At 66.3% G+C, this 12,892-nt stretch carries 12 protein-coding genes; 6 read left to right on the plus strand and 6 right to left on the minus strand.

Annotated elements, in window-relative coordinates:
• The first annotated feature begins 23 nt into the window (after positions 1 to 23).
• Together rpoD and KTC28_RS14085 are read left to right on the plus strand one after the other, a co-directional pair.
• Positions 24 to 2,063 carry an RNA polymerase sigma factor RpoD gene (gene rpoD / locus KTC28_RS14080; protein WP_216707768.1) on the plus strand — a complete coding sequence of 680 codons (2,040 nt, stop codon included), beginning with the start codon at positions 24 to 26 and terminating at the stop codon, positions 2,061 to 2,063.
• Between the two features lie 65 nt (positions 2,064 to 2,128).
• Complete coding sequence (locus KTC28_RS14085; RefSeq protein WP_216707769.1) at positions 2,129 to 2,980, plus strand: AAA family ATPase; 852 nt, start codon at positions 2,129 to 2,131, stop codon at positions 2,978 to 2,980.
• Positions 2,981 to 2,982: 2 nt separating this feature from the next.
• Here KTC28_RS14085 and KTC28_RS14090 read toward each other — a convergent pair whose 3' ends face one another.
• Positions 2,983 to 3,618 (minus strand): trimeric intracellular cation channel family protein, encoded by a 636-nt coding sequence (locus KTC28_RS14090; protein WP_216707770.1) that lies wholly within the window; start codon positions 3,616 to 3,618, stop codon positions 2,983 to 2,985.
• Positions 3,619 to 3,711: 93 nt separating this feature from the next.
• Here KTC28_RS14090 and KTC28_RS14095 point away from each other — a divergent pair, with 93 nt between their 5' ends.
• From KTC28_RS14095 to KTC28_RS14105, 3 genes are all read left to right on the plus strand, one after another.
• Complete coding sequence (locus tag KTC28_RS14095) at positions 3,712 to 4,893, plus strand: vWA domain-containing protein (protein ID WP_216707771.1); 1,182 nt, start codon at positions 3,712 to 3,714, stop codon at positions 4,891 to 4,893.
• 107 nt (positions 4,894 to 5,000) lie between these two features.
• On the plus strand, positions 5,001 to 5,243 hold the full coding sequence (locus tag KTC28_RS14100; RefSeq protein WP_216707772.1) for a DUF4160 domain-containing protein: 243 nt from the start codon (positions 5,001 to 5,003) through the stop codon (positions 5,241 to 5,243).
• Positions 5,215 to 5,496: a DUF2442 domain-containing protein gene (locus KTC28_RS14105; protein ID WP_216707773.1), complete on the plus strand. Its 282-nt coding sequence runs from the start codon at positions 5,215 to 5,217 to the stop codon at positions 5,494 to 5,496. The genes KTC28_RS14100 and KTC28_RS14105 overlap by 29 nt, the downstream gene beginning before the upstream one ends.
• Here the strand turns inward: KTC28_RS14105 and KTC28_RS14110 are convergent.
• From KTC28_RS14110 to KTC28_RS14120, 3 genes are read right to left on the minus strand one after another with little or no spacing between them, the layout of a single operon-like run.
• The gene (locus KTC28_RS14110; RefSeq protein WP_216707774.1) at positions 5,493 to 5,672 is read right to left on the minus strand and encodes a hypothetical protein; all 180 of its coding nucleotides are present in this window, start codon (positions 5,670 to 5,672) and stop codon (positions 5,493 to 5,495) included. The genes KTC28_RS14105 and KTC28_RS14110 overlap by 4 nt on opposite strands.
• On the minus strand, positions 5,669 to 5,809 hold the full coding sequence (locus KTC28_RS14115) for a hypothetical protein (protein WP_216707775.1): 141 nt from the start codon (positions 5,807 to 5,809) through the stop codon (positions 5,669 to 5,671). Before KTC28_RS14115 ends, KTC28_RS14110 begins: the two co-directional genes overlap by 4 nt.
• A gap of 45 nt (positions 5,810 to 5,854) precedes the next feature.
• Entirely contained in the window at positions 5,855 to 8,941 is a 3,087-nt protein-coding gene (locus tag KTC28_RS14120; protein ID WP_216707776.1) for an autotransporter outer membrane beta-barrel domain-containing protein, read from the minus strand.
• A gap of 152 nt (positions 8,942 to 9,093) precedes the next feature.
• Between KTC28_RS14120 and glpD the strand changes: the two genes are divergently transcribed.
• Entirely contained in the window at positions 9,094 to 10,611 is a 1,518-nt protein-coding gene (gene glpD, locus KTC28_RS14125) for a glycerol-3-phosphate dehydrogenase (protein WP_216707777.1), read from the plus strand.
• Here glpD and KTC28_RS14130 read toward each other — a convergent pair.
• Positions 10,608 to 11,333, minus strand: coding sequence for a transporter (locus KTC28_RS14130; protein ID WP_216707778.1), 726 nt, complete (start codon positions 11,331 to 11,333; stop codon positions 10,608 to 10,610). The genes glpD and KTC28_RS14130 overlap by 4 nt on opposite strands.
• A 501-nt stretch (positions 11,334 to 11,834) precedes the next feature.
• The gene (locus tag KTC28_RS14135) at positions 11,835 to 12,788 is read right to left on the minus strand and encodes a threonine ammonia-lyase (RefSeq protein ID WP_216707779.1); all 954 of its coding nucleotides are present in this window, start codon (positions 12,786 to 12,788) and stop codon (positions 11,835 to 11,837) included.
• Positions 12,789 to 12,892 lie beyond the last annotated feature (104 nt).

Consider the following 12,892-nt stretch of genomic DNA (forward strand, 5'->3'; position numbering starts at 1 on the left):
GCTTGATTGGACGAAAGCAGATTATGGCAAAAGCGAATGGCGCCGTCGTGGAAACCGATACGAAGCCCGATACCGACGGTGCGCCGTTGCTCGATCTCAACGAAGCATCGATCAAGAAGCTGATCGCGCGCGCCAAGAAGCGCGGCTACATCACTTATGACGAATTGAACGACGCACTGCCGCAGGTCTCCTCCGAGCAGATCGAGGACGTCATGGCGGCGCTGTCGGAGATGGGGATCAACCTCATCGAAAACGACGAGCCCGCCGAGGAAGGCACCGAGACCCCGCGCGCCGCCGCCGACGATGACGAGGAAGAGGAAGCCGTCGAGGGCGACCCCGCCGTCGCCGCTCCGGTTGCGGTCAAGGCCGCCCCGCTCGACCGTACCGACGACCCGGTCCGCATGTACCTGCGCGAGATGGGCGCGGTCGAACTGCTCAGCCGCGAGGGCGAAATCGCGATCGCCAAGCGCATCGAGGCCGGGCGCAACACGATGATCGCCGGCCTGTGCGAATCGCCAATGACCTTCACGTCGATGATCGACTGGTCCGACGCGCTCAACGAAGGCCGGATGCAGCTCCGCGAGATTCTCGATCTCGACGCGATGCTGGTCAAGCCGCCGGTCGAGGGCGATTCGGGCGAGGTCGGCACTGGCCTGCCCGCTGTCGCCTACAAGGAAGACGGCGAGCCCGATATCGTCTCGGCTTCGGCCGACGAGGACGAGGAGGAAGCCGCGTTCACCGGGCGGACCAAGCCCGACGGCACCGCCGCGATCCCCGACGAGGACGACGAGGACAACACGCTGTCGCTCGCGGCGATGGAGGAACTGCTCAAGCCCGACGCGCTGGCGAAGTTCGCCGAGATCACCGCGACGTACGGCAAGTTCAAGAAGCTGCAGGAGAACCGGCTGTCGGCGTTCCGCGTCAACGCCGCGTATCCCCCCGCCGATGAGCGCAAGTATCAGAAACTGCGCGAAGAACTGACCGCCGGGGTGCAGTCGGTCCACTTCAACAACAACAAGATCGAATATCTCGTCGACCAGCTGTACAGCTACAACCGGCGGCTGCTCGGCCTCGGCGGGACGATGATGCGTCTCGCCGACCGCCACAAGATTAACCGCAAGTCGTTCCTCGACGAATATATGGGCCACGAGCTCGATGCCGGCTGGACCGCGCGCGTCGCTGGGATCGACAAGAAGTTCGGTGCCTTCGCGCTTGCTGAAAAGCAGGCGGTCGAGGACGTGCGCCTCGAGATCGCCGACATCGCGCAGGCGACCGGCGTCGACCTTGGCGAGTTTCGCCGGATCACCAACATGGTCCAGAAGGGCGAGCGCGAGGCGCGGATCGCCAAGAAGGAGATGGTCGAGGCGAACCTGCGTTTGGTCATCTCGATCGCGAAGAAGTACACCAACCGCGGCCTGCAATTCCTTGATCTTATTCAGGAAGGCAACATCGGCCTGATGAAGGCGGTCGACAAGTTCGAGTACCGCCGCGGCTATAAGTTCTCGACCTACGCGACGTGGTGGATCCGCCAGGCGATTACCCGCTCGATCGCCGACCAGGCGCGGACGATCCGCATCCCGGTCCACATGATCGAGACAATCAACAAGCTCGTCCGCACCAGCCGCCAGATTCTCCACGAGATCGGCCGCGAGCCGACGCCCGAGGAACTTGCCGAGCGGTTGTCGATGCCGCTCGAAAAGGTCCGCAAGGTGATGAAGATCGCCAAGGAGCCGATCAGCCTCGAGACGCCGATCGGTGACGAGGAGGATTCGCACCTTGGCGACTTCATCGAGGACAAGAATGCGATCATCCCGGTCGACGCCGCGATCCATGCCAATCTCAAGGAGACGGTGACGCGCGTGCTGGCGTCGCTGACCCCGCGCGAGGAACGCGTGCTGCGGATGCGCTTCGGCATCGGAATGAACACCGACCATACGCTCGAGGAAGTCGGTCAGCAGTTCTCGGTCACCCGCGAGCGTATCCGGCAGATCGAGGCGAAGGCGCTGCGGAAGCTCAAGCACCCGTCGCGGTCGCGCAAGATGCGGAGCTTCCTCGACGTCTGAGGTTGCCCGCATGGCGGAGCCGCTCTACGGTTGACCCATACGTCAACCACCAAGGCTCCGCCCCCATGCGATTCGAAGGCACCGCCGGCTATGTCGCCACCGACGACCTCAAGGTCGCGGTCAATGCGGCGACGACGCTCCGCCGCCCGCTGCTGATCAAGGGCGAGCCCGGGACCGGCAAGACCGTCCTCGCCGGTGAAATCGCCCGCAGCTTCGGCGCGCCGCTGATCGAATGGAACGTCAAGTCGACGACCAAGGCGCAGCAGGGGCTGTACGAATATGACGCGGTCAGCCGCCTGCGCGACGGCCAGCTCGGCGACGCGCGCGTTCGCGACATCTCGAACTATATCCGTCGCGGCAAGATGTGGGAGGCGTTTACCTCACCCGCCCTCCCCGTCCTGCTGATCGACGAGATCGACAAGGCCGACATCGAGTTTCCGAACGACCTGCTGACCGAACTCGACCGCATGGAGTTCGACGTCTACGAAACCGGCGAGCGCGTCATCGCCGCCCAGCGCCCGATCGTCATCATCACGTCGAACAATGAGAAGGACCTGCCCGACGCGTTCCTGCGCCGCTGTTTCTTCCACTACATCAAGTTTCCCGACCGCAGCACGATGGAGTCGATCGTCGCGGTCCACTTCCCCGATATCCAGAACACGTTGGTCCGCGAGGCGCTCAATATCTTCTATGACATCCGCGAAGTGCCGGGGATGAAGAAGAAGCCGAGCACGAGCGAATTGCTCGACTGGCTCAAGCTGCTGATGCACGAGGACCTGCCGCTCGAGGTGCTCAAATCGCGTGATACCAAGACGTTGATCCCGCCGCTGCATGGCGCGCTGCTCAAGAACGAGCAGGACGTGATGCTGTTCGAGCGGCTGGCTTTCATGTCGCGGCGGCAGGGCGGACAGGGCTGACCTCAGCGCAAATGCGGGAGCGACCAGTCGCCGAATATCGCGGCGGTCCGCAAAGCGAATACCGTTACCCCGGTGCAGAACGCCGCAAGCGACTTCGACGCGCCGGTCCGCCGGACGAGCAACACCATCACGATCGCCCCGGAGATCGCTGCGGTGGCGTAGAAGTCGGCGCGGAGGATGCGCGGGATCTGCGCGGTCAACACATCACGCAGCACCCCGCCACCACAGCCGTTGACGACCGCGATGGCGATGACGCTCGCGCCGTTGAGGTCGTAGTCGAGCGCTTTGCGCGCACCCGCAACGGCGGCGAGGGCGAGCCCGGCGGCTTCGATGACGTCGATCACGCGCGGCGGCGTCCATGTTGCGACTGGACCGGTTGCCAAACCAGCGACAACGACCGCGCTCGCGCCGATCAGTGCGATGATCGGGTAGCGCCGGTCGCGGAACGCCGCCGGCGGGTGTTCGCCGAGCAGAATATCGCGCATCACCCCGCCGCCGACCGCTCCGACGAACGCGAGCACCGCGATGCCGAAGATATCGAGGTCGGCACGTGCCCCCGCCAGTGCGAACTCGGTCGACAAGATCAGCGTCGCGGCGAGGTCTATCGTTGTCAGCAGGCGGTCGCGGATACGGATCATGGCCGGTCTCGATCCCTCGGTCGCTTTGGTTCTGCGCGTGACGATGCCCCGGCGACGCGCTACCGTCCAGCTGTCCGCCTCCGGAGTGCGCCTGTGTTCCTCAACTTCCTTGCCGAACTTCGCGCCGCGAAGATTCCCGCGTCGCTCAAGGAGCATCTGACGCTGCTCGAGGCGATGAAGGCGGATGTGATCGACTATAAGGTCGAGCAATTCTATTATCTTGCACGGTCGTGCTACGTGAAGGACGAAGGACTTCTCGACCGCTTCGACCAAGTGTTCGGCAAGGTGTTCAAGGGCATCGAGACCGTCATCGACACCGGCACCGCCGAGATCCCCGAGGAATGGCTGCGCAAGGTCGCCGAGCTCCATCTGACCGAGGAGGAGATGGCCGAGATCAAGAAGCTCGGGTCGTGGGACGAGATCATGGCGACGCTCAAGCAGCGCCTCGAGGAGCAGAAGGGCCGCCACGAGGGCGGGTCGAAGTGGATCGGCACCGGCGGTACCTCGCCGTTCGGCGCGAACGGCTACAACCCCGAGGGCGTCCGCATCGGCCAGGATGCCGGACGGCAGGGCAAGGCGATCAAGGTCTGGGACAAGCGCGAGTTCAAGAACCTCGACGCGACGGTCGAGCTCGGCACGCGCAACATCAAGCTCGCACTACGCCGCCTGCGCCGCTTCGCCCGCGATGGCGCGGCCGACGAACTCGACATGGACGCGACGGTCAGCGGCACGGCGAAGAAGGCGTATCTCGACATCGTCATGCGCCCCGAGCGGCACAATGCGGTCAAGGTGCTGCTGTTCCTCGACGTCGGCGGGTCGATGGACCCGTTCATCAAGCTGTGCGAGGAGCTGTTCTCGGCGGCGCGGACCGAATTCAAGCACCTCGAATTTTTCTACTTCCACAATTGCCCGTACGAGGCGCTGTGGCAGGACAACCGGCGGCGCTGGACCGAGCGGACGCCGACGCTCGACCTGCTCCACAAATTTCCCCACGATTACAAACTGGTGTTCGTCGGCGACGCATCGATGTCGCCGTACGAGATCAACTACCCCGGCGGTTCGGTCGAGCATTGGAACGAGGAGAGCGGCGAGACGTGGATGCGCCGGATGCTCGAGGTCTACCCGGCAGCGGTCTGGCTCAACCCGATCCCAGAGGCAAGCTGGAGCCACGGCCAGTCGATCCAGATGATGAAGAGCATCATGGAGGACCGGATGTACCCGCTGACGCTCGGTGGGCTGGATCTGGCTATGCGGGAGTTGACGCGGGCTCGGTAAGCTTTGTAATTTCGATCTGTCGGCTGAGTTCTGAATATTCGGATCATGTCACTAGACGAGTCGGCAGGTGTCGTATCAATGGAATGCATGCTTCTTCAGGAAATTGCATGCCCACCATCTATCGCGAAGCAGGCTACCGCTTCCACTTCTATGCACAGGACCACGCTCCGCCGCATGTGCATGTCGAAAAGGACGGTCGCTCCGCCAGCTTTTTTCTGCGCCCGGTGCGAATAGCCTCGAACGATGGCTTCAAGGCGCGAGATTTGGCGCGGCTCGAAACCATGGTAAGGCTCAGCGCGAAAATGTTCGAGGACGCGTGGCATGGCCACTTTGGCACGACAGACGAATGAAGGGTATCGAGGAAGCGAGCGTGCAATGGACGTTCGCTTCGCAGATGATCAGCTTGTCGTCGATCTCCGCGATGGACGAACGATTTCAACACCAATTATTTGGTATCCGCGTCTTCGCGATGCGTCCGATGAGGAGCGCGGCAACTGGCGGCTCAATGGCTCGGGCATCGGCATCCACTGGCCCGACATCGACGAAGACCTCAGCGTCGAGGGTATGCTCGACGGCCGGCCCGCAGTTGGCTGGGACCGTTAAGCCCCAGGCGGTGGCGGGAGCGAATACAGCCAGACGTTGATCAGGACGACGACGCCCGCGCCGACCATCAATCCTGCCTTCAACCGGTTGCCGTAGCCGGTCACCAGCGCCCAGATACCGAACCCGGCGAGAAGCAGTCCGGCGAGTGCGCCGAGCGACAGTAACGTCTCGATCATACCGCGAGCCCCTGCCCGCGGGTCGCGAGCAACAGCGCCCGAGCGGCCACGAAACCAGCGCCAACGAAGACGACCGCCGCCGCCTTGGTCGACGTCGCTTGCGCGTCACGAACGACGATCAGGTCAGGCTTCGGCATTCGTCCTCCGGCGTCGTTCCGGCGGGTGTGTACACGACGCAGCCGCTAGAAGGCGATCCCCGCGGTGACCGCGATCGCCTGGTCACGGTAGCCGCCGCTCGACGAACGGCGGTCGTAGCCGACCCGCAAGGCGACCATGTCCTGCGCGTAACCGAGATCGGCACCGTAGCTCGTCTCCTCGGCGCGCGCGGCGTCGCCGACCAGTTCGACCGGGCCGCCGCCGCTGACGAAGCTTGCGACGGTCGTCGTCGGGCTGGCGTTGAACTGGTGCGCGTAGGCCCCGTGCGCCTCGACCTTGAGCTTGCCGTCGCCATAAGCGTGGATGTACGCCAGCGCGAGCTTGGCGGTGTCGGTCGTCACGGTGTCGCGCTGGCCCGCGACCGCGAGCGCGAAGTTCCCCGCTCCGCTCTCGGTGTAGCCGCCCTGGCGCAGGCTCGTCCACGCGATCGCGTTCGATGGGGTCAGGCGGAACGCGCCGAAGTTGAGCTTTGCCCCGAATGTCAGTCCGGCGCCGAACTGCGTCCCCGTCCAGGCTGCGCCGACAGTGTCGGATATCGAGCCGATCGCCAGCGTCCGCTTCGACGTATACTTGACGTGCGCCGCGAGGCCGGTCGCGGTGACGAAGAAGCCGCGCCATGTCCACGCCGCATAGGGTTCGACGCCGGTCGTCGTCACCGGCACGTTGAACCCCGGCGCAGTGCCGACGCCGTCGTGATGGATCGTCGTGTAGTCGGCGAGGAAGGCGAGACCGACCGCGTCGATGCCAAGGAGCGACGTGTCGACGCCGCCGGCGAAGCCGAACCCGGCAGTGGTGAAGCGGTCCTCGTTGGTCCCCGCCGCCTGGGTGGAGAAGTCGCCGAGTTCCTGCGCCCAGATCTTGACGCCGTAGCTGTCGTCGTTGCGCACCGGCCGCGCGAAGTCGGTCAGCAGCGCGACACGATCCGCCGCAGCGCCGAAGCCAGCATCGGCGGCGCTTTGCGCGGCGCGAAGCTGCGCGCGACCGAAGCTCGGCGGGGTGATCTGGCGATACGCCGACAGCACCGACGCCTGGTCGGGCAGGTTTGCGATCGCCCCCGCTTCGGTCGGGCTGCTCGCGAGCGCGATCACCGACTGATCGTACAGCGTCGCCTGCGCACCGGTCAGGCCGGCCTGCGCTGCGGTCTTGCGCGTCAGGCCGAGCGAAAGGGTCGTGGGCGTCAGGACGGGCGCGGTCGCGGTGAACAGGTACGGCGAGCTCGTCGCATCGACCAGCGTCGCGAGGTGGTCGGTGGTGATGCCGCCCGCCGCCTGGATGATCGTCACGTTCTGGTTCAGCGCGAGCGACTGGAGCGCGACCGAGATCGTGCTGGTGCCGGTAAAGCTCGCCGATCCGTTGACGGTCAGTGCTGCGCCCCCTGAACGGATCGGCAGGACGAGCACCGAATTGCCCATCGCCGCGAGCGAAGCGAGGACCGTCGGTCCGCTCGCCAGGCTGAGGCGCGCGGTGTCGGTCAGCGTCACCGCGATCGGCGCGGCGGTGGTCAGCGCGCCGGTCAGTGTCGAGGTGCCGCTCAACGCCAGCAGGTTCGATGTCGACGTGCCGAAGCTGACCGCGCCGTTGATCGTTCCGGCGGTCAACGCCAGCGTCGTCGGGCCATTGCCAAGAACGACATCGCCGGTAATCGTGCCGCTGTTGGTCACGGTGACCGCCGCGGTATTTCCGGTCAGGTCGATGGCGCGCGCGAAGCCGTTGGTACCGGTCGCGGTGGCGGTGATCGTTCCCGAGTTGTTGATCGAGGTCAGCGTGCCCGACCGGTCGAGGATCGCGGTGCTGCCGTTGCCGGCACCTACCGATGAGACGATGATCGTGCCGCTGTTGACGATCGCGCCGAGATTGGACCCCACCTCGGCGACGACACCATAGCCCGCGCCGCCCGGTCCGACCGGCGTCGATCCGCTCGCGGCCACGGCCGAAGTCGCGACGGTGATCACGCCGGCGTTGACGACCTGCGGAACGACCGCCCCAGCGAGCAGGTCGACGCCCGTCGAGCTCGCGTCGAGGCTCGCCGACGAGATCGTCGCGGTGCTCTGGTTGTTGATCCCGCCGATCAGCGTCGTCGTCGCCCCGCCGCCGCCGACACGGAGGGCAACCGCTGCGAGCCCGGTGTTGGCGATGCTCGTCTGGAGGACCCCGCGGTTGACGATCGCATAGGCATCGGTCCCCGTGCCCGCGGCGCCGATCGTGATCGCGGTCGGATTGGTCGCATCGGGCGCGACCCACAGCGCGGGTGCGGCGCCGGTGGCAATGATCGAGCCGGTGACCAGCGTGTCGAGCGTCGTATCGACCGCCGCAGCGGCGACCGTCGCACCCGTCGAATCGATATAATAGCGGTCATTGATCAGCCCGCCGCCGACACTGGCACTGACGCGTTCGGCGGCGATCGCCTGGACCCCGGCGACGAGCACGCCGGTCGTCGCATCGGCGGCGCGGATCGTTCCCGCCGAGATCGAGCCGCCGGTATTGACCGTGCCGCTGACCGGCGCCGCGATGAGCAGGCCATAGCCGCCCGCTCCCGAGGTCTCGTTCGTCCCCGTCAGCGTCAGGCTGCCGGTGAGCGGCGCGGTGACCGACACCGCGGTCGAATTCGCGCCGGTCACCCCGACCGAGCGCAGCCCGATCGAGCCGGTGAACGGAGCCGCGACCGCAACGCCGATCGCCCCGTCGCCCGCCACGGTCACCGACCCGGCCGTGCCCGACGAGATCGTGCCGGTCACCGGGCCGGCGATCGACACGCCGACATTGCCGCTGCCGCCGGTCGCCGACAGCGCAACGCTGCCATTGTTGACGAAGCCGATCGGATTGCCGGAATTGATCAGCACGCCGATCGACCCGGTCGTCGCGCTCGAACTGATCGCCCCGCCGTTGGTCAGCGTATTGCTCGAATTGATCGTCGCCGCGGTGCCGCTCGTCACCGCGATAGCGCCGCCGGTAACGAGCGTGATGTTGCCGGCGCTGTTGTTCGCGGCGGTTGCAGTCGCCACCGGCGTCGTCTGCGAGGCCGAGATGCTGAGGTCGTCGGCGCGTGCCGCTGTAGTGATGGTGGCAAGCGCGAGCGACGCGGCGGTGCCGCAAAACAGACGGTGACGATGCAAAACTACACTCCCGGACCCCGACACCATTCCGGCATCGAGTGCATACGTTGGTCGGTCGCGAATTCCCCCTCGCTGGATTTAACCATGTCGCGGCGTCCGCTCGCGCTGCGGCATCCCTCGACTTGCGGGCCGAGGACCGGCAATAGCGGCGCGTGGAAAATATCTTCGATCTTCTCGTCATCGGTGGCGGCATCAACGGCGCGGGTATCGCGCGCGATGCCGCCGGGCGCGGGCTGAAAGTCGCGTTGCTCGACGCCGGGGATCTCGGTGGCGCAACCTCGAGCGCGTCGACGAAACTGATCCACGGCGGCCTGCGCTACCTCGAATTCTATGCCTTCGGACTCGTCCGCAAGGCGTTGGCCGAGCGCGAGGTGCTGCTCGACATCGCCCCGCACATCAGCTGGCCGCAATCGTTCGTCCTGCCGCACTCGCCCGAGCAGCGTCCCGAATGGATGCTCCGCGCCGGACTGTGGCTGTACGACCACCTCGCGCATCGCGACGTCGTGCCGGGCTCGAGCCGAATCGACCTGCGGCAGGACCGGGCGGGGCGCGCGCTCCAGCCGCAGTTCCGCACCGCGTTCCGCTATTGGGACGGCTGGATCGACGACGCCCGCCTCGTGATCGCCAACGCGCAGGATGTCGCCGCGCGCGGTGGGACCGTCCTGCCGCGAACCCGCGTCGTCCGCGCGACTTACGATGGTGCGTTGTGGACCGCGACGCTCGGCGACGGGAGCGAACTCTTCGCCCGCCAGATCGTCAATGCCGCCGGGCCGTGGGCGGGGGAGGTCGCGCGGACCGTCCTCGGGCGCAACGACGCCCCCGCGTTGCGGCTGGTCCAGGGCTCGCATATCGTCACGCGGCGGGTTCACCTCGGCCGCGACGCCTTCATGTTCCAGCAGCCCGACGGGCGGATCGTCTTCGTCCTGCCGTACGAGCACGACTTCTCGCTGATCGGCACGACCGAGCACAGCGTCGACGACGCCAATGCGGTCGCAGTCACCGCCGACGAGGCCGATTATCTCCTCGCGGCGGTCAACCGCTACATCGCGCGTCCGCTGACGCAGGCCGACATCGTCCATCGCTACGCCGGGGTGCGCCCGCTGATCCTCGAGGCGGGCAAGGGCGAGCGCGAGACGAGCCGCGACTACACCCTCGTCGAGCACGCCGGCGTCCCCGCGCTGACCGTCGTCGGCGGCAAGATCACCACCTACCGCGTCCTTGCCGAAGCGGTGCTGGCGAAGATCGCGCCGAAGTCGAAGAAGTGGACCGCGACCTCCCCTCTCCCCGGCGGAGCCATCGCGCGCCTGCCGGGCGAAAACGGCCAGACAGCATTCAAGCGCTGGCTCGGCCACCTGACGCAAGCCTATGAGAATTATGATCCGAAGCTGATCGAACGCCTCGGTCACACGCTTGGCACCGCGACCGAGCCGTTACTCGCCGCCGGGCTTGGCGACAATCTCGGCGGGGTCTTCGAGGCCGAACTCCAGCACTTCCGTGACGCCGAATGGGCGACGACCGCCGACGACGTGCTGTGGCGGCGGACCAAGCTCGGGCTCCACCTCGACGCAGCCGCAAAGGCGCGCGTCGCGGCGTGGTTCGGCGAGGCAACCCCGCCCGACGACGGCATCGAAGCCGCAACGCATCGATTCGCGGTGCCTGGGCAGGACTAGAAGTCGGCCTTCAACGCGGCGTAACCCGAGACCTGCCCGCCGTCGCGCGCGTTCTCGATCCCCGGCCCGCCGGCGGCGATGAACGACCAATGCGGCGACAGGCGGTAGGTGCCGCCGACGCTGATCCCGGTGAAGGCGCGGGCGTCACGCGCGTCGGGTCCGTGGTGATAGACTTCCGCCCCAACCGACGCCCGCTCGCCGATCGCCCGGCTGACGGCGATCCCGCCCGTCCAGAAGTCGCGCTCGCCGGGGTTGAGCTGGTAACCACCGCCGCCGAACACCGACCATTTGCCCCAGTCGCGCTCGGCCCACACCGGCAGCAGGAGCGCAACCCGCCCCGGGCCGAAGCGGCGTCCCCCGGTTGGCACAAACACGCGCGGGAACAGGCTGATATCGGGAAGCGCCGAGCCCTCGCTTTGGTGCAAGACCTTGTATTTGACCGCGAGCTCGACGTTGCCCGCCCCAACGATCCGCCCGCCGTCCGACGTGTCGAACGCGAGCGGGACGACTGCGGTGAGCTGGACGTCGCGGAATCCGCCATAGTTGAAATCGACCCCGCCCGCTCCTGATACCGCGCCGGGAACCTGCGAGGCCGCACCGTAGAAATAGACCTCGTAATGGCCGAGATCGGTCGGCTGCGGGTCGTCGGTGACGTACGGCGGCCCGGCGGCGGCGGGCACCGCGACCAGGGCGAGACCGATTGTGAACAAGCGGCGGAACATCGCGCCGCGCCTATCGCGCAAGCCGCAGGCTGGCCACCCCGAAGTTTGCGCGATCATCCGTGGCAGCAGCCGAGATTTCCGATCATCACCCCGCTGTATAAAATTACCTCAGCCGAGATCGCGGCTCCAGTCATCAGCGTCACCCCGGCGCAGGCCGGGGCCCATCGTCGTGCAGGCACCGAATTTCGCGTTGCGCGGGGAGTTGAGTCCCGGCCTTCGCCGGAATGACGGGTGGGAGGGCCCGTCGTTGTTATCCTCGCAAAGCTGACCACACCCCTGATCCGCTTTCGCGAAATAACCCTGTCCTACACGCAACTTATCCGCCAGCCTGACAGGATGACTTCCTACTTTCCCTTCAATAGCGATCGGCGGCGTGCCACCGCTACGATGGGACGTAGATTTCGTTTCGACGTGGCGTCAGGTTCGTCAACTTCGTCAAGCTGGCCTGACACTTTCAGGACTGCGAATCGACGGCGCGCGCCGAATCGACTCGAAGTTGGCCTAAGCCGCCAGACAGTGCGCGAAGATATCGGCGTCGACATTCCCGCCCGACAGCACCACCACCGCGGTCTTGCCGCGCAGGTCGACCCGCCCTGTCAGCGCCGCCGCGAGGGCGACCGCGCCGCCCGGTTCGACGACCAGCTTCAAGGTGCGGAAAGCGAAGCCAACCGCCTGCGCGGCCTCGGCGTCGGTCACCGCGACTCCCGTCGTGCCGTGATCGCGCAGGATGTCGAAGGTCAGCGGTACCGTCACCAGCGTCTGGAGCGCGTCGCAAATCGTTGCGCGCGGCGAATCGACCGGAACGATCGCCCCCCCCGACAGCGAACGCGCGACGTCGTCATAGCCAGTCGGCTCGACCGTGATGACCGGGAGGCCCGAGCCGACCGCGAATCCGCTTGCGAGCCCGCCGCCGCCGCAACAGACGAGCGCGAGGTCGGCGACGACGCCTGCCGCCGCAAGCTGCTCACCGACTTCGAGGCCCGCAGTCCCCTGCCCCGCGACGATGTGCGGGTCGTCGTACGACGGCACCACCGTGGCGCCTGTGACGGCGGCGAGACGCGCCGCGACGGCGGCGCGATCCTCGGTGGAGCGGTCGTAGAAGACGACGTCGGCGCCGTAGTCGCGGGTCGCATCGACCTTCACCGCCGGGGCGTCGCTCGGCATGACGATCGTCGCGTCGATGCCGAGCAGCCGCGCCGCGAGCGCCACTCCCTGCGCATGATTTCCGCTCGAAAAAGCGACGACTCCGCGCGCGCGTTCGGCGGCGGTCATTGCGGCCAAGCGGTTGTACGCGCCGCGAATCTTGAACGAGCCGGTGCGCTGGAGGCACTCGGGTTTTAGCCAGATTTGACCCCCGCAAATCGCGTCGAGAGCATCGGCGCGCAGGAGCGGAGTGCGGACCGTCACACCATGCAAGCGAACCGCTGCGGTTCGCACATCATCAATTGAAACCATTGAAAAAGCGTCCCTTTTTGGCCCGAGCTAAGCTGTTGATCGGCCAAGCGAATACATCAAAAAACACCATCGAAAAAAACTGCTTTACACGAACCACCCTCGTC

The sequence above is a fragment of the Polymorphobacter megasporae genome (assembly GCF_018982885.2).
Taxonomy (GTDB): Bacteria; Pseudomonadota; Alphaproteobacteria; order Sphingomonadales; family Sphingomonadaceae; genus Polymorphobacter_B; species Polymorphobacter_B megasporae.